This window comes from Patulibacter brassicae (genome assembly GCF_033949425.1).
Classification (GTDB): domain Bacteria; phylum Actinomycetota; class Thermoleophilia; order Solirubrobacterales; family Solirubrobacteraceae; genus Patulibacter; species Patulibacter brassicae.
Window position 1 is genome coordinate 125,050 of sequence record NZ_JAXAVX010000005.1, and the last position, 17,048, is coordinate 142,097.

The 17,048-nt window shown below is 74.6% G+C and carries 13 protein-coding genes; 11 read left to right on the top strand and 2 right to left on the bottom strand.

The features are described 5' to 3' along the window. Positions 1 to 230: 230 nt before the first annotated feature. The 3 genes from SK069_RS11685 to SK069_RS11695 all read left to right on the top strand — a co-directional run bounded on the left by SK069_RS11685 (position 231) and on the right by SK069_RS11695 (position 4,885). Complete coding sequence (locus tag SK069_RS11685; RefSeq protein WP_319954413.1) at positions 231 to 1,685, top strand: arylsulfotransferase family protein; 1,455 nt, start codon at positions 231 to 233, stop codon at positions 1,683 to 1,685. 51 nt (positions 1,686 to 1,736) lie between these two features. Beyond that, positions 1,737 to 3,689: a glycosyltransferase family 39 protein gene (locus SK069_RS11690; protein WP_319954414.1), complete on the top strand. Its 1,953-nt coding sequence runs from the start codon at positions 1,737 to 1,739 to the stop codon at positions 3,687 to 3,689. Positions 3,690 to 3,757: 68 nt separating this feature from the next. After that, positions 3,758 to 4,885: a TolB-like translocation protein gene (locus tag SK069_RS11695; protein WP_319954415.1), complete on the top strand. Its 1,128-nt coding sequence runs from the start codon at positions 3,758 to 3,760 to the stop codon at positions 4,883 to 4,885. Positions 4,886 to 5,105: 220 nt separating this feature from the next. Here SK069_RS11695 and SK069_RS11700 read toward each other — a convergent pair whose 3' ends face one another. Then, complete coding sequence (locus SK069_RS11700; RefSeq protein WP_319954416.1) at positions 5,106 to 6,059, bottom strand: decaprenyl-phosphate phosphoribosyltransferase; 954 nt, start codon at positions 6,057 to 6,059, stop codon at positions 5,106 to 5,108. Positions 6,060 to 6,107: 48 nt separating this feature from the next. Here SK069_RS11700 and SK069_RS11705 point away from each other — a divergent pair, with 48 nt between their 5' ends. Together SK069_RS11705 and SK069_RS11710 are read left to right on the top strand one after the other, a co-directional pair. Beyond that, positions 6,108 to 6,716 carry a CDP-alcohol phosphatidyltransferase family protein gene (locus tag SK069_RS11705; RefSeq protein WP_319954417.1) on the top strand — a complete coding sequence of 203 codons (609 nt, stop codon included), beginning with the start codon at positions 6,108 to 6,110 and terminating at the stop codon, positions 6,714 to 6,716. Positions 6,717 to 6,951: 235 nt separating this feature from the next. Further along, positions 6,952 to 8,139 (top strand): inositol-3-phosphate synthase, encoded by a 1,188-nt coding sequence (locus SK069_RS11710; protein WP_319954418.1) that lies wholly within the window; start codon positions 6,952 to 6,954, stop codon positions 8,137 to 8,139. Between the two features lie 147 nt (positions 8,140 to 8,286). Here the strand turns inward: SK069_RS11710 and SK069_RS11715 are convergent, their stop codons facing one another. After that, entirely contained in the window at positions 8,287 to 9,477 is a 1,191-nt protein-coding gene (locus tag SK069_RS11715; protein WP_319954419.1) for a hypothetical protein, read from the bottom strand. Between the two features lie 219 nt (positions 9,478 to 9,696). Between SK069_RS11715 and SK069_RS11720 the strand changes: the two genes are divergently transcribed. From SK069_RS11720 to SK069_RS11745, 6 genes are all read left to right on the top strand, one after another. After that, positions 9,697 to 11,640, top strand: coding sequence for a CehA/McbA family metallohydrolase (locus tag SK069_RS11720; protein WP_319954420.1), 1,944 nt, complete (start codon positions 9,697 to 9,699; stop codon positions 11,638 to 11,640). Next, positions 11,637 to 13,586, top strand: a complete 1,950-nt coding sequence (locus tag SK069_RS11725) for a hypothetical protein (protein WP_319954421.1) — start codon at positions 11,637 to 11,639, stop codon at positions 13,584 to 13,586. The genes SK069_RS11720 and SK069_RS11725 overlap by 4 nt, the downstream gene beginning before the upstream one ends. Positions 13,587 to 13,646: 60 nt before the next feature. After that, positions 13,647 to 14,432 (top strand): phosphatase PAP2 family protein, encoded by a 786-nt coding sequence (locus SK069_RS11730; RefSeq protein ID WP_319954422.1) that lies wholly within the window; start codon positions 13,647 to 13,649, stop codon positions 14,430 to 14,432. Positions 14,433 to 14,614: 182 nt separating this feature from the next. Next, positions 14,615 to 15,223: a uracil-DNA glycosylase family protein gene (locus SK069_RS11735; RefSeq protein ID WP_319954423.1), complete on the top strand. Its 609-nt coding sequence runs from the start codon at positions 14,615 to 14,617 to the stop codon at positions 15,221 to 15,223. Continuing rightward, positions 15,196 to 15,906, top strand: coding sequence for a hypothetical protein (locus SK069_RS11740; RefSeq protein WP_319954424.1), 711 nt, complete (start codon positions 15,196 to 15,198; stop codon positions 15,904 to 15,906). The genes SK069_RS11735 and SK069_RS11740 overlap by 28 nt, the downstream gene beginning before the upstream one ends. 174 nt (positions 15,907 to 16,080) lie before the next feature. Then, positions 16,081 to 17,025 carry a zinc-binding dehydrogenase gene (locus tag SK069_RS11745; protein ID WP_319954425.1) on the top strand — a complete coding sequence of 315 codons (945 nt, stop codon included), beginning with the start codon at positions 16,081 to 16,083 and terminating at the stop codon, positions 17,023 to 17,025. Positions 17,026 to 17,048: the final 23 nt, after the last annotated feature.

Genomic DNA, 17,048 nt, shown 5'->3' on the forward strand with positions numbered 1-17,048 from the left:
GCCGGCGACGAGCGGGCGCTCGGCGGCGGCGTGGCGGACGATCGCGGATGGACGGCCCGGCGATGATGACGGCTGCGCCACGCGCGCGGCGCAGGCCGGGCGGGACGACCGGACGTCCGTTCGAGCGACGCGGACGGCGCCGAGAGGACGATCGCAGCCTCCCGACCACAACCTCGGGCGTCCGCGCGGGTTCCGATCCACGAACGCCTCCCCCCACCCGATCGAGGATCGTGCGCCTCCACCATCCCCTGCCCCTGGCCCTCGCCGTCCTGGCCGTCGCTCCCGCGGCGGCCGACGCGGCGACCGCGAACCCGCAGCGGTTCGTCACCCGCCCCGACCTCCGGCCGCCAGGGATCCGGATCACGACGTCCACGCCGCAGGCCACCCCGGGCCTGACGTTCGCCGCGCCGAAGCGCGACGCGAAGGGCTCGCAGGCCGGCAACGTCATCTTCGACCTCTCCGGCGAGCCGGTCTACTTCCGCCCCAGCCAGGGGACGTCGATGGAGTTCCGCGTCCAGCGGTACCAGGACCGGCCGGTCCTGACGTGGTGGGAGGGCAAGGGCTTCCGCGGCTACGGCGAGGGCACCGGCTACGTCGTGGACCAGCAGTACCACCAGGTCGCGACGGTGAAGGCCGGCAACGGCGTGAAGGCCGACTTCCACGAGTTCAAGCTCACGGACCGCGGCACCGCCCTGCTGCTCTTCTACAAGGCCCAGAAGCGCGACCTGCGGAGCTTCGGCGGTCAGAAGAACGGCCGGGTGATGGAGAACGGGTTCCAGGAGGTCGACCTCGCGACCGGCAAGGTCCTCGTCGACTGGCGGGCCCAGCGCCACGTCTCGCCGCGCGACGCGTACCACCCGGTCCCGCAGCGCTCCGAGATCCCCTGGGACTTCTTCCACATCAACTCGGTGAACCTCGACACCGACGGGAACTTCCTCGTCTCCTCCCGCAGCACGCACACGATCTTCAAGATCGACCGCCGCAGCGGGAAGATCCTCTGGCGCCTCGGCGGCAAGCGCTCGACGTTCAAGCTCGGCCGCGGCGTGCGGTTCCTCTGGCAGCACGACGTCCACCGCCGCGCCGACGGCACGATCTCGATCTTCGACAACCGGGCCCGCGACGCGACGCAGCGCGTGAGCGGCCGGGGCATCATCCTCCGCGTCGACGAGGCCGCGCGGACCGCCAGCCTCGTGCGCGAGTACCGGCGCCCGGGCTTCAACCGCTCGCCGAACCAGGGCAACTTCCAGACCACCGAGACGGGCAACCTGCTCGCCGGCTGGGGCGGCGAGAACCCGTACATGACCGAGTTCGCGCCGGACGGCCGGATCGTGTGGGAGGCGCGGTTCGCGCGCCGGCCGACGGAGAGCTACCGCGCCTACCGCCAGACCTGGCACGCCCAGCCGACGACCGCCCCGAAGGTCGCCGCCCGGCGCGCCGGCGCCACGACGGCCGTCCGCGCGAGCTGGAACGGCGCCACGACCGTCGCGCGCTGGCGCGTGCTGGCCGGCCCGACCGACGCGCAGCTCGTGCCGGTGGGCGAGCGCACGCGGACCGGCTTCGAGACGCTCGTGACCGTCCCCGGCGCCCACGCGCGCGTGGCCGTCGAGGCGCTCGACGCCGGCGGGAACGTCCTGAGCCGCTCGAAGGTCGCCGCCGCCGACCGGCGCTCCTACGTCGTCCAGTGAGCGCGCGCGGCGGGCCGTCGCCGCACGGCCCGCCGCTACAGTGCTGCGGCGATGGCGACGCCCGAGGAGCAGGACGACGCGCGCCCGGACGGCGCCGAGCCGGCCCCGGCGGTCCCGTTGCGCGAGCCCGCGACCGCGACGCCGGCCCCCGCTCACGGCGACGGCGACGACGCGTCCCAGCGCCCGTGGCTCATCGCCCTGGCCCTCGTCGTGCTCGGCGGCCTCGTGCTGCGGCTCTGGGGCATCCGCTGGGGGCTGCCGTTCGGCTACAACCTCGACGAGCGCTCGCACTTCGTCCCGCGGGCGGTGGAGTACTTCCGCTCCGGCTCGCTGGACCCCGACTACCAGCTGAACCCGTCGGGGATCACGCAGTGGATGGCCGCCGCGATGTGGCTGCGGCACTGGTCCTCCGACACGATCGTGCAGGAGTGGGCCACCGACCCGGGGCGGATCTGGACGGTCGCCCGGGTCTCCTCCGCGCTCCTGTCGACCGCGGCGATCGCCCTGCTCTACGCCGCGGGCACGCGACTGGCCGATCGCCGCGTCGGCCTGCTCGCGGCGGCGCTGCTGGCGACCGCGTTCCTGCCGGTGCACTACGGCCACCTCGCGCTGAACGACGCGCCGTCGCTGGCCTTCACCGCGCTCGGGCTCTTCGCGATCGCCGGGATCGTGCGCTTCGGCCGCCGGCGGGACTACGCGCTCGCGGGCGTCGCCCTCGGCCTCGCCGTCGGGTTCAAGTACAACGCCGCCTTCGTCCTCCTGCCGCTCGGGACCGCCGTGCTGCTGCACGCGCTCGGCTGGCGCGTGCGCCCCGCCGGCACGGCCGCGCCCGCGTCCGGGGCGACCGGTCGCGGCGATCGGGTCGCGGGCCTGCTGCAGCTCGATCCGGGCCCGGCGCAGTGGTGCGCCGCGATCAGCGGCACGGTCCTGGCGGCGGTGCTCGCGGTCGTCGCGTTCTTCGTCTGCGACCCGTACGCGTTCCTGCGCCCGGGGCTGTTCGTCGACGACGTCCGCCATCTCTCGGACTACACGAAGGGCGGCCTGCTGCTCGGCGAGACGCAGCAGTCCGGGTACCGGTACTACGCGTGGTCGCTCATGTGGGGCTTCGGCGTCGTGCCGGTGCTGCTCGCCGTCGCCGGCGGCGTGCGGCTCGTCGTGCGGGATCGCTGGGTCGGGCTCCTGCTCGTGCCCGCGCCGGTGCTCTTCCTGCTCTACGTCGGGTCGCAGGGCCGCTACTTCGCCCGCTACGGGATGCCGGTCTACCCGATGCTCGCGCTGCTCGCCGCGATCGGCGCGATGGCCCTCGTGGGCTGGCTCGTGCGGGGCCGCGACTCGCGGGTCCTGCGGCGGCTCGTCACCGGGGCGGTCGTCGTCGTCGCGCTCGGCCAGGGCGTCGTCTGGTCGGTCCACAACGACGTCGTGCTCTCGCGGGAGGACACGCGCTCGATGGCGCGCGACTGGATGGTGGAGCACGTCCCCGCGCGCGCCACGATCGTCGTCGAGCCGATGATGCCGAAGGAGTGGTACGCCGACGGCGCCCGCCTGCCGGACCCGCTGTCGCGCGAGGGGTACCGCTGGAACCGCCTCGTGCGCACCGGCGCGGACAAGCGCGAACTCATCCGGCGCTACCCGGACCTCAAGGGCAAGATCAACCGGACCGCGGACTTCGCGAACAACGGCTTCACGCTGTTCCCCGGGCTCCTGGACTTCTACCGCGAGAAGGGCGCGTGCTGGGTCGTCTCCGGCTCGATGCAGTCCGGTCGGGTCTTCAACAACCCCAAGCGGGTCCCGGAGGCGGTGAAGTACTACCGCGCGCTCGAGCGGCAGTCCGAGCTCGTCTACCAGGCACAGCCGTTCGACGGCCGGCGCGCCAAGCACTACTTCCAGTACGACCTCGCGTTCAACTTCGGCCCGCTGCGGTACGAGCGGCCCGGCCCGGCGATCCGGGTCTACCGCCTGCGCGACTGCACGCCGCGTCTGAGCGATCCCGCCCGGCGAGGCTGATTGCCTACCCGAGCGCCGCCGCGACGGAACCGGGGGTGCGCCCGCGGCTGCGCGGGTAGCCTCGATCCATGAGCACCATCGATCGATCGCCGGTGACGCGACGCCGCGCGCCCGCTGCCGCCGCGCTCGCCATCGGCGCCACGCTCCTGCTGCCCGCGGCCGCGGGTGCCGCCGGAACCCAGCAGCGGCTGTCGGAGACCGCCTCCGGCGCCGGGATGAACGGCGTGGCCACCGAGCCCACGATCTCCTGGGACTCCCGGATCAACCGGTTCGTCGGCTTCACCTCCACGAGCACGAGCATCGGGCGCGTCGAGTCCGGCCGGCGCAACGTCTTCCTCGTGCGACGCACGGGCCAGGCCACGCGCACCGGCAACGCCTGGCAGGCGTCGACGCCCACCCTCGTGTCCGTCGGCCGCGACGGCTCCGCCGCCAACGGCGACTCGTGGGGCATGTCGATCTCCGGCGCCACCGGCCGCGCCGACGCCCCGGTCGGTCCGACCCGGCTGGCGTTCCTCTCGACCGCGTCGAACCTCACGAAGGGCGGCACGAGCACCGCCAGCGTCTACGTCCGCAGCGTGAACGGCGGCGCGATCCGCCGGATCTCCGCCCCGGGCGCCGCCAACGGGGTCGACGTGTCCGGCGACGGCAAGACGATCTGGATCACGACCTCGAAGGGCCTCTACCGCTCGACGGGCGGCACCGCGCGTCGGATCAAGGGCGGCAGCGGCTTCACCTCGCCGTCGACGAACGCACGCGGCAACGAGGTGACCTACGCCCGTCGCGGCACGATCTACCTGCGGACGTCGCGGGGCAGCACGCGGCGGATCGGCCGCGGCAGCTCGCCGGTGGCCGACGACGGCGCGAACACGAAGAAGATCCGCGCCATCGCCTTCGTCCGCGGGGGCACCGCCTACCGCGCCGTGGTCGGCGGCCGGACCGCGTCGTTCGGCCGGACGGGCACCGACGCGGCGATCAACGCCGGCGCCTCGACCCTCGGCTTCGGCCAGGGCTCGAACGTCCGTCTGCAGGTGAAGGTCATCTCCAGCGGCAAGGACGGCGGCTACGCGCGGCCCCAGGGCAGCTGCCCGGCCGGCCAGGGCTCCGTCACCGGCGTCGCCGTGAGCACCCGCTACAACTACGTCGCGTTCACCTGCGGCGGTGGCGGGCTCTACCTCTACTACGTCGGCGCGAAGTAGTCGTCGGGGTCGACGGTCCGCCCGTCCGCGTGACGGGCGGAGCGCCGACGCCCGCACCCGAGCGAGTCGGACCGGCGCGACCCGACGGGGGCGCGACGCAACGGCCGACGCGCGGGCTGGGGCCCGCCCCCAGAAGCCCCAGCGGTCACGGCGGGACGCCCGCGCCCGGCCGAACCGTGCCCGAGCGTCGTGACGGCCGACGCGCGGGCTGGGGCCCGCCCTACAGGTACACGCTCCCGAGGAAGAGGGCGACCCAGGCGATGCCGATGAGGCGCAGGCCGGGGTCCTTGATCACGAGCTCCTCCGGCGCCCCGCCCTTGCCCTGGTCCACGAGCAGGGCGTAGCGCATGATCCCCATGACGAACGGGGCGATCGACAGGCCCCACCACGGGATGTCGCTCGTGCGCGGGTGCTCGAACGCCCAGAGGCAGTAGGTGACGATCGTGACCGCGGCGGCCATCGTCACCACGAACCGCAGGTACTCCAGCGTGTACTGCTCGAGCGCCTTGCGGGTCGAGCCGTCGCCGACGTGCAGCAGCTCGCCGTGGCGCTTGCCGGCGACCATGAAGAGGGAGCCGAAGCACGTCACGGCCAGGAACCACTTCGACAGGGTGATGTCGACCGCCACGCCGCCCGAGATCGAGCGGACGACGAACCCGGACGCCACGATCATGATGTCGAGGATCGCCGTGTGCTTCAGGCGGAAGGTGTAGGCGATCGTCAGCGCCTTGTAGCCGGTGAGCAGCAGCCCGAGTCGCCAGTTGATCGCGTACGCGAGCCCAAGGCCGCCGAGCAGCAGCGCGACGACCGCGCCGAGGGCGACCGGGACCGGGACGACCCCGGCGGCGATCGGGCGGTTGCGCTTCGTCGGGTGCCGGCGGTCGGCCTCGACGTCGCCGACGTCGTTGAGGATGTACGTCGCGCTCGACACGAGGCAGAACGCGACGAAGGTCAGGACCGCCTTGACGATCACCTCGCCGTCGCCGAGCCCGGCCCCGGCGGCGGGGGCCGCGAAGACGAGGACGTTCTTCACCCATTGGCGCGGGCGCGACGCGCGGACGATCCCGCGCGCGACCGCGACGGGCCCGCCGACGGACGGTGGGGCGGGCGCGGGACCGGCCGGCGATGCGGCGGGCTCGGTCGGAGCCACGGGCGTGCGGGCGTCGCCGGACACGACGCGAAGTCTGCCGCAAGCGCGGGCGGGGTAGGCTCCCGCCCCGCGATGTCGGTGCCCGAGTCCCCTGTCCAGCGCACGCGCCTGCAGCAGTGGCTGATCGATCTGCCGCTGACGCCGAACGCGATCTCGGTCGCCGGCCTCGTCGGCAACGTCGTCGCCGCGGTGCTCCTGTGGCAGGAGCACTACGTCCTGGCGGGCGTCGCGTTCATCCTCGGCTCGGTGATGGACACCCTCGACGGCCGCTACTCGCGGATGTCCGGCAAGGGCACGACCTTCGGGGCGTTCCTCGACTCGACGCTCGACCGGATCGAGGAGGGCATCGTCCTCACCGCGGCGGTCATGGTCTTCGCGAAGCACGCCGACGACGTCAACGCGGCGCTCGCGTCGCTGGCGGCGGTCAGCTCGCTGCTCGTCTCGTACACGCGCGCTCGGGCGGAGGGCCTGGGCCTCGACGGCAAGGCCGGCATCGGCAGCCGCGCGGTTCGCGTCGTGATCCTCTCGATCGGCCTCGTGCTCGGCGGGGAGGAGCTCATCGACGGCCTCGACCTGCTGCCGGCGTCGATCTGGGTGCTCGCCGCGCTCGGCGTGTTCACGACGCTGCAGCGGATGTGGCACGTCCGCTCGCAGCTGCAGCGCGCCGACCGCGAGGGCTAGCCGCGCACCCGGGGCCGCTGCGCCGGCCCCGCCGGGTGCAGGGCATCCGCGGCGGTCACCGAACCGGAACGCGCCCAGGCCGCCGCCCGGCCATCATGTGGCGCACTTGTAACCGCCGGTCGGATCCGGGGTTCATCGTCTGGACCTCCGCCCGCCGGGCTCGTGCGCGCCCCCGTGCACCGATCCGCCCGCCCGCCGGCATTCGCTTCGAGACCCGAGGACTCTGAGAACCACCGTGAGCAAGAACGGAAACGGCAACGGCAACGGCGCCACGAACGGCACCAGCGGCGAGCGCTACCAGCGCGACAAGGTGCGCGTCGCCATCGTCGGCGTCGGCAACTGCGCCAACTCGTTCATCCAGGGCGTGCAGTTCTACAAGGACGCGGACGCCTCGAAGTCCGTCCCGGGCCTGATGCACGTCGACCTCGGCGGCTACCACGTCAAGGACATCGAGTTCGTCGCGGCCTTCGACATCAACGAGACGAAGGTCGGCAAGGACCTCTCCGAGGCGATCTGGGCCGACCCGAACGACACGATCAAGTTCGCGGACGTCCCGAACCTCGGCGTCACCGTCGAGCGCGGCATGACGCACGACGGCATCGGCAAGTACCTGTCGCAGAAGATCAAGAAGGCCCCGGGCCCGACGGCCGACATCGTCGGGATCCTCAAGGAGCGCAAGGTCGACGTCCTCGTCTCCTACCTGCCGGTCGGCTCCGAGCAGGCCACGAAGTGGTACGTCGAGCAGGCCCTGGCGGCCGGCGTCGGCTTCGTGAACTGCATCCCGGTCTTCATCGCCCGCGAGGAGTACTGGGACAAGCGCTTCCAGGAGGCCGGCCTCCCGATCATCGGCGACGACATCAAGTCGCAGGTCGGCGCCACGATCGTCCACCGCTCGCTCGCCCGCCTCTTCCACGAGCGCGGCGTCGTGCTGCAGAACACCTCGCAGCTGAACGTCGGCGGCAACATGGACTTCTTCAACATGCTCGAGCGCGAGCGCCTCGAGTCGAAGAAGATCTCCAAGACGAACGCGGTGACCTCGGTCGCGGGCGTGAAGCTCCCGGACGAGCAGGTCCACGTCGGTCCGTCGGACTACGTGCCGTGGCTCACCGACCGCAAGTGGGCGCACATCCGCCTCGAGGGCAAGGCCTTCGGCGAGGTGCCGCTGAACGTCGAGCTGAAGCTCGAGGTCTGGGACTCGCCGAACTCGGCCGGCGTCATCATCGACGCCGCCCGTCTCATCAAGCTCGCGCTGAACAACGGCATCAGCGGCCAGCTCGACGGTCCGTCGTCGTACCTCATGAAGTCGCCGCAGAACCAGCGGCCCGACGACGAGGCGCGTCGCGACACCGAGGAGTTCATCGCCAAGAACAAGGGCAAGCAGGCCGGCATCGCCGCCTCGGCGAAGGCCACCGCCACCGCCTGATCCGCCGAGCGACGGAGCCGCACGGCGGCTCCGTCCCGCCCCGGCGCGGCCGGGAACGACGAAGGGCCCCGGATCCGGGGCCCTTCGTGCGTCCGCAGCCGGTGCGAGGCGACGGCGCGGCGCCGGCCGCGCCGCACCGCTCGTCGGCTACTTCTCGCCGACGTGCTGCAGGTACAGGCCGCCGCCCTCGCAGGTGAAGGCGACGTAGTTGTAGCGCGTGCTCACGGCCACGTGGGTCACGTCGCCCTGACCCTCGGGGCAGGTCCCCTGGGCGCGGTCGTAGCCCCCGAACTTCAGGCTCTCGAGCACGCGGACGCGCACCCCGACGTCCCGGCCGGTGCCGTAGACGATCGTCGAGCCCCCGGCGTTGAGCTTGACGTTCGTCGTGACGTCCTGCGAGCCGAGATCCTCGACGACGCCCGTGTCGAGGCGCTTGCGGAAGGCCTTGCCGCCCGACGTGTAGGCGACCGCGCGGACCCGGCCCTTGTCCTTCTTCGTCTGGCCACCGGCGTCCACGTCGGGGTGGCTGCCCTGCGCGACGCGCTTGGAGCGCGGGTTGCCCGAGGTGCGCTTCGTGTAGATCGAGCTGCCGCGGGCGTAGACGACCTCGGTCGCGCGGGCCGTCACCGACGGATCGGTGATGCCGGCCGCCTTGACGAGCTGCCTGACCTTCCCGTTGCGGGGCGTGAAGAGGTAGAGGCCGGTGGTCGTCGAGACGACCACGGCGGTGGAGTCCCCCGAGACCTCGACGCCGGTCGCCGACCCGGGCGCGTCGATCCGGCGCAGGGCGCCGCCGCCGACCGGCGTCACGTAGGCGAACGTGCGCCCGTCCGCCGGCGTGCCCGCGACGAGGTTCGTGGCGTTCGAGAGGAACGCCATCTGCTTCGCGGCACCGGGGGCGTCGCCGGCCTTCGTGAAGCCGGAGAGCGACGGGGCCCACGAGTCGCCGTTGGCGGGCTGGCCGCCGAGGCCGGCGCTCACGAGCCGGCTGGCGCCCGGCTGCCAGGCGTTGCCGCTGGCCTGGATCGAGCCCGTCCGGCTCAGGACGTAGACGTTGCGCGTGCCGCGCGCGACCGTCCCGGCGATGTTCGTCGCGGTCGAGACGTAGCCGAGGAAGCGGTTCGCGCGGCTGTCGTGCGAGAAGTCGGGCTCGGTCGCGATCCCGCCGTCGGCGGACCGCACGACGAGCTGCTGCTTCTTGTACGGGTCGTTGGCTCGCGGGAGCGCGGCGCTGGCGCCGACGGCGACGACGCTCGTCGCGGTCGCGGCGGTGAGGACGAGCGCGCCCACGCGCACGCCTGAACGGCGCGCGGCTCGCGCGCTGATGGGATGACGCATGGGCGGGACGGTAGCGGCTCCCCGCGCGGCCGCGCGCAGGCTCGACAGGGATCCGTGTACGGAGTCCCCTGGCGCGAGGACGCTCGTACGATGGACGGGTCCTCCGGGACGTCGCCCGCCCGCCGCTCGACCGCGCGAGGCCGTCCGCGGCCCCGGGCCCGGCGGGCCCCGCGGATCGCGGCGCGCACGCGCCCGCCGTCGTCTGCGACGCTCCCGGTCGTGTCCGCCGCCGCGTCGCTGACGATCGCCCAGGTCACGCCGTACCCGCTGGAGAGCGACCACCCCGTCGGCGCGCACGTCCTGCGGCTCGCGGACGAGCTCGCCGCCGCCGGTCACCGGATCGTCGTCCTGGCGCCCTCACGCGACCGGGGCCTCGTCGCGCAGGCCCGCCGCGACCTGCAGGCCGACCCGCTGGGCGTCGTGCCCGAGCCGGGCGGCGCCCCGCGGGTGCTCGCGGTCGGCGAGGCGTGGGTCGCCGGGATCGGCTTCACCGGCGCCGACCGTGCGCCGGCCCTCGCGGTCGACGCCGCGCGGACCGTCGAGGAGATCTTCGACGCGGTGCCGTTCGACCTCGTCCACGTCCACGAGCCGTTCGGCCCGTCGGTCTCCACCGCCGCGCTGCGCCACAGCCGCTCGCTGAACGTCGGGACCTTCCACCTACCGGCGGAGCGGTTCATCGCCGGGATGGGCGCCGGCCCGGCGATCGGCCGCAAGCGCTCCGAGCGGCTGCTCGGCCGGCTCGACGACCGGCTCGCCGCGAGCGCGGCGACCGCGTCGCTCGTCGCCCGCAGCTTCCCGTTCGGACGCGGCTACGGCCACCGGGTCCCGCCGCCCGCCGTCGACCGCCCCGCCGCGACGGGCGAGGATCCCGGCGCGCCGGTCCACGTCGTCGTGCCGCTGGACGAGGAGCGCGCCGCGCGACGGGTCGCCCTGCGGGCCCTCCGCCGCCTGGACCCGGCGCTGCCGTGGCGGGCGACGGTCGTCGTGCCCGACGACGGGGTCGTCGGGTCGGCGGCGGGCGTCGGGATCGGCGCGGCCCTCCGCGACCGGGTGACGTTCACGACGACCCTCGACCTCCCGGCGGACGCCGACGTCGTGCTCCTCGCCTCGACCGGCGCGCGTCCCGCGCCGCACCGGCTCGTCGAGGCGCTCGGCCTCGGGGCGATCCCGCTGGCGAGCCGGATCGACGTCCACGAGGAGCTCACCGACGGCGGGCGTCGCGGTCCGCTGTTCGAGCCCGGCGACCTCGAGGTCCTCGTCCAGCAGCTCACGACGCTCGTCACCGACCCGGCCGAGCGCGCACGGCGCCGGGCCGCCGCCGCGCAGGACCCGGTGACCGGGGACTGGCCCGCGTACGCCGCCTGGGTGCAGGAGCGCTACGCGACCCTGCGCGGGCGCCGCCACGACCCGCAGCGCTTCGGCGCGGAGCTCCTCGAGGAGCTGCGCTCGCGGCCGCGGATCGACATCGACCTGCACATGCACACCGATCACAGCTCGGACTGCGCGACGCCGGTCGAGGTGCTGCTGGACACCGCCCGCCGCCAGGGCCTCGGGGCGATCGTCGTCACCGACCACAACGAGGTCTCCGGCGCGTTCGAGGCGCAGGCGAAGGCGGCGGAGTTCGGCGTCCAGGTGATCGTCGGCGAGGAGGTGAAGACCGCCGACCAGGGCGAGGTCATCGGGATCTTCCTCAAGGAGCGGATCCCGAAGGGCGTGACGCTCCAGGAGGCGATCGCCGACATCCGGCGCCAGGGCGGTCTCGTGTACGTGCCGCACCCGTTCGACCGGATGCACAGCGTGCCGGACTACGAGCACCTGCTCGACGTCGTGGACGAGGTCGACGCGATCGAGGTCTTCAACCCGCGCGTGGCGATCGGCTCGTTCAACGAGGAGGCCCGCCGCTTCGCCGAGAAGTACCGGATCGTCGCCGGCGCCGGCTCCGACAGCCATGTCGCGCAGGGGCTCGGATCGGTGCGCGTGCGCGTGCCGCGGTTCGACGGGCCGGAGGAGTTCCTCGCGGCGCTCTCGCTCGCCGAGATCTCGACGAAGCCCGGCACGCTCGTCTACGTCCAGGCGCTGAAGTTCCTCGAGACGAAGGCGACCCCGCCGAAGGCCCGCAAGCGGGTGCGGGACCGCCGCGTCCGCCGGGCCACGGGCGGGTGAGCCCGGCGGGCCCCGGACGCCCGGGGGACGACGGGCCGACGACCGACGCGCACGCGACCTCCGGCGACGCGGCGAGCCCCGGCGACGCGGCGACCGCCGTGCCCGGGGCGGGCGCGTGGACGGACCGCGTGCCGCCGTGGAGCCTCACCGCGCTGCTGGCGGTCGCCTACCTGCTGGCGACGCCCGCGACCACCGACCTCGCCGCCCAGGAGCACCGCGTCGCGCTGGCGCGCGACGGCGCCTGGATCCTCGACCTGTCGTGGTTCGGCGGGCACCTCCTGCCGAGCTACAGCGTGCTCGCGCCGGCGCTCGGCGTGCTCGTCGGCGCGGCCGGGACCGGCGTCGTCGGCGCGCTGCTCGCGGCGTGGGCGTTCGGGCGGCTGGCGCGCCGCGCGTGGCCGACGCGGGCCGCCGCGGCGGCGGCGTGGTGGTTCGCCGCCGGCGCCGGGGCGCTCCTCTTCACGGGTCGGGCGACCTTCCTGCTCGGCGCCGGCGTCGCGCTCGCCGGGCTGCTCGCGGTGGCGGCGGCCCTCGAGCCGCGGCCCCCTCGTGCCGACGCTCCGCCGGCGCCGGCCGGCGCCCGGGGCGCGCGTCGACCCGCTCTGCGGGCTGTGCCGGTCGCGGTTCTCGCCGGCGCGCTCACCGCGGCGACGAGCCCCGTCGCCGCGCTCTTCCTCGCCCTCGCCGCGTTGGCGTGGGCGCTCGGAACCCCGCTCCGCGGGGTCCGCGTCGCCGCCGCGTCGCTCGCGGCGACCGCGATCGGTGCGGCAGTGGCGCTGGCGGCGGCCTTCCCCGGCGGCGGCAGCGAGCCGTTCGTGGCCTCTGCGCTCTGGCCGGCGGTCGCCGCGCTGGGCGTCGCGATCGTCGTGCTGCCGCGCGAGGAGCGCGTGCTGCGCGCCGGCGCGGCGCTCTACCTCGCCGCCGTGCTGCTCTCCGGGGCCGTCGACACGCCGATGGGCGGCAACGCCACCCGGCTGGCCGCGCTCGTCGGCGGGCCGCTCCTCGCGGGGGCGCTGCTCGCGGCCCGCAGCGTGCAGCGCGACGGGACGGCGACCGCGCCCCGCAGTGCCGGTCGGTCCGCGCCGCTCGCCGGCGGCGGGCCGCGGGCCGCGCTCGTCGCGCTCCTCCTGGCCGGCTTCCTCTACTGGCAGTGGTATCCCCCGGTCCGCGACGCGACCCAGGCGTGGGCGGATCCGTCGTCGCGCACGTCGTACTGGGCGCCGCTCGTCCGGGAGCTCGACCGCCGGGTGGGCCGGGAGCCGGCGCGCGTCGAGGTCCCGCCGACGGTGCGCCGCGGCGAGGCGCGTCGCCTGTCCCCGAGGATCCCGCTGGCACGCGGATGGATCCGGCAGCTCGACCGCCACCGCAACCCGCTCTTCTACGACGACCGGCCGCTGACCGCGTCGCGGTACCGCCGCTGGCTCGACGAGGAGGCCGTCGCCTGGGTCGCCCTGCCGGACGCCGAGCCCGACTACGCCTCGCGGGACGAGGTCGCGCTGCTCCGGGACCCGCGGGCCCGCCGGGCGATCGGCCTGCGCGAGGTCTGGCGGGACCGGCACTGGGTCCTCTGGCGGACGGCGTCGCGCCCGCTCGTGCGACCGGTCGAGCTCGGTTGGGCCGGGTACGAGCCACGGCCGAGTGGCCGCGAGGCGGTCGTCCCGCGGGTCGTCGCGCTGACCGCCGATCGCGTCGTCTTGCGCAACCCCGACCGCTGGGGCGAGCTGGATCTGCGCGTTCGCTGGAGCCGGTTCCTCGCCATCTCCGGCGACGCGTGCATCGCGCCCGGACCCGGCGGCTGGACCCGGGTCCTCGCCGGTGCCCGGCGCGAGGACCCGACCCCGGCCGGCGGTCGACGCCCCTCGAACGCCGCCGTTCACGGTACGGTTACCGTTCGTGCCGGGCTTCCCGGTAGGTGGCGCCGCACCGGCCGCGAGTGCGATCGGTGAGGCGCGAGGTGGCGGTCCGCGTGGACCGCCGGCGTCCCGTCCCCGCGCCCAGAGCTCGTCATGCCCGGCATCCTCACCCGACCCGTCCGCTTCCTGCCCAACGGGATCCTCGACGCGCTGGTGAACCTCGCGATCGTCATGGCCGCGTACTGGATCTACCGGTACTCACGGGGCATGGTCGACTACGAGGCCGCCAAGACGACGGCCTTCGCGAACGCGGACTGGATCATCTCGGCCGAGCGCACGCTCCATCTCGACATGGAGCACGCGATGCAGTCGTTCTCGCACACCGTGCCGGGGCTGAACGACGTCTCGTCGTTCATGTACATCAACTTCCAGAGCACCGTGACCTTCGGCGCGGCGGCCTACATCTACTCCGCGCACAACCAGGCCTTCGGGTTCGTGCGGAACATGTTCATCGTCGCCTGGCTGATCGCGATCGTCTGCTACGTCCTCGTGCCCACGGCGCCGCCGCGGCTGATCCCCGGCCTCGGCATCTCCGACTCGGTCCACGAGTTCACCGGGGTGGACCCGAACGCCGGCGCGGTCTCCAAGCTCTTCAACCCCTACGCCGCGGTGCCCTCGATGCACGTCGGCTTCGCGATGATGATCGGCCTGCCGCTCGCCCGGCTGTCGCGGACGAAGGCCGTGCGGATCTTCTGGGGGCTGTACCCGCTGGCCGTGACGTACGTCGTCATGGCGACCGGCAACCACTTCTTCCTCGACGCCGTCTTCGGCGCGATGGCCGTCGGCGCCGCGGCGCTCGTGGCGCGCCAGCTCGGGCAGATGCGCCCGCACGCCTGGATGTTCGGCGAGCCGCGCGCGGCCACCGAGCCCGCATCCTGAGGGCGGCGTCGCGTCGGCGAGCGCGCGTCCCGCGACCGGCCCCGGGGGCCCCGCGCGACGCGCACCCGACGGAGTTCCGTCAACTCCTCCTCCGGGCCGCCGTGCAGCACGGAATGCTGCATCCGGCAACCGGCCCTGCAGAGGCGAGGGACCGACCGGCGTCGAGGCCAAACCCAGCGGCGATGCACGCGACGGACGACGAGATCCACGAGAAGTACCTGGAGCGGGCGATCCGTGAGATCAACTCGTTGACCCACGATCTGCACGGCTGCGAGGGCTGCCCGCGCGGGGAGGCGCTGCCGGTCATCGGCTCCGGCCACCCCCAGGCGGACGTCTTCCTGCTGAAGCACCACGCCAGCCGGGCCGAGATCGAGGAGGGCGTCGCGTTCTACGGCCGTGGCGGCACCGCGGTCCTCAAGAGCCTCCGCCGGCTCGGGATCGACCCCTCGACGATCTACGGCACGCTCTGCGTGAAGTGCCCGCTCGAGGACCCCACCGCGGCCGCCGACGAGGCCTGCGTCCGGCGCGTCGTCGAGGAGCTGGCGATCGTCCAGCCGCGGATCGTCGTCGTGATGGGCTCCGACGCCCTGGAGGTCCTCAACGCGCTGCGGGTGCCGCTCGCGGAGCCGCTGGAGGACCTCCCCGGCGTGCTGCAGCGATTCACCCCCTCCTGCCAGGCGCTCGTGACGCCGTCGATCGACGGGGCGCTCGACGAGCTCGAGGCGAAGCAGGCGTTCTGGACCGCGTTCCGGGAGCTCGGCCGGTGGCACGAGGCGCTGCCGCCCTACTAGGCCTCCTCGTCGCGCTGGCGGCCCTGCTGCTCGCCGCTCCGGCGCTGCCGGAGCTGACGCCGCCCGGCCGCGCCGCGCTCGTCGCCGCCGTCCCGCCGATCGTGCTGCTCGGCGCGCTGGCCTGGGCGCTCGGCCCGCTCACGCGCGTGCCGCTGGCGCTCGCGGCGCTCGCGCTCGCCGGCGCGCTGCTGACCGCGGCCGCGGACGCGCAGGGCGCCCACGGTGCGGCGACGCTGCCCGAGGCGCTGCTGGCGATCGCGCTCGGGCTCCTCTTCGCGCGGGTCTTCGACCTCGGCGCGTTCGTGCTCGCCCTGCCGCTGCTCGTCGGGGCCGTCGACGTCGCGACCTCGATCGGGGCCTCGCCCGCGGGCTGGCCGCGCCCGCTGCCCGGCGGCGAGCTCCTGACGCTCGAGCTCCCGCTGTGGGGCGCCGAAGCGGCGGCCGGGGCGATCCCGATGGCGAGCGTCCTGTTCCTCGGCGCGCTCCAGGGCTACGCCGAGCGTCACCACCTGCGCCCCGCGGGCACCGCCGCCGCGATGACCGCCGGCCTCGTGGGGGCCTACCTCCTCGAGTGGCAGACCGATCACCCGATGCCCCAGACCGCGTTCGTGGCGGCCGGGTTCCTCTTCTCCGCCTCGGACGTCCTGCCGGGGTGGATGCGCCGCGGCGGCCTCGAGCGCTGAGAGAGGAGGGGGCCGGGTCCCACCCTGCTTCTCGTCTCGGCCGCGGCCCCGGCGTCCGGGAAGCCGCGGCGCAGGGCACCCGGGGGGGCCGGGTCCCGCCCGCTTCTCGCGGAGGCGACGGCCCCAGCGTCCGGGAGGCCCCGGCGCAGGGCACCCGGAGGGTAGCCTCGAGCCATGCGCGCCGCCACGATCCGCGACGGCGAGGTGCTCGTCGCCGAGCACGACGATCCCACCCCCGGACCGGGCGAGCTGCTCGTCCGGGTGCGGGCGGCCGGGCTGAACGGCGCCGACCTCCTGCAGCGCCGCGGACACTACCCCGCCCCGGCGGGCAGCCCCGCCGACATCCCGGGGCTCGAGCTCGCCGGCGAGGTCGTCGGCGCCGGTCGCGACGTCACCCGCTTCGGCCCCGGCGCGCGCGTCATGGGGATCGTCGGCGGCGGCGGGCAGGCCGAGCTGCTGGTGGTGCACGAGCGCCAGGTGACGCCCGTCCCCGACGTCCTGGACTGGCACCAGGCCGGCGGGTTCAGCGAGGTCTTCACGACCGCTCACGACGCGCTCGTCACCCAGGCGGGACTGCGCCCCGGCGAGCGGCTGCTCGTCCACGGCGCCGCCGGCGGGGTCGGCACCGCGGCGGTCCAGATCGGCCGGGCGCTCGGCGCGCACGTCACGGCGACGGCCCGCAACGTCGACCTGCACCCGCGGATCGCCGAGCTCGGCGCCGACGTCGTCGCCGAGCCGGGCGCGCTGCCCGAGGACGAGCGCTTCGACGTCGTCCTCGAGCTCGTGGGCGGTCCCGACGTCACCGCCGACGTCCGGCGCCTGCGGACCGGCGGCCGGATCGTCGTGATCGGCGTCGGCGCCGGCATCAAGGCCGAGGTGAACCTCGTCGCGCTGATGGGCGTCCGCGGGCGGATCATGGCCTCGACGCTCCGCGCGCGCCCGCTGGAGGAGAAGGCCGCCGCCGCCCGCGCGGTCGAGCGCGAGCTGCTGCCGCTCGTCGAGCGCGGCGCGCTGACCGTGCCGATCGCCGTGTCGTACCCGCTCGAGGAGGTCTCCGCCGCGTACGACCGCTTCGCGGCCGGCGGGAAGCTCGGCAAGATCGTCCTCGACCTCGGCTGACCGCCGCACGCGGGCCGCGGCCC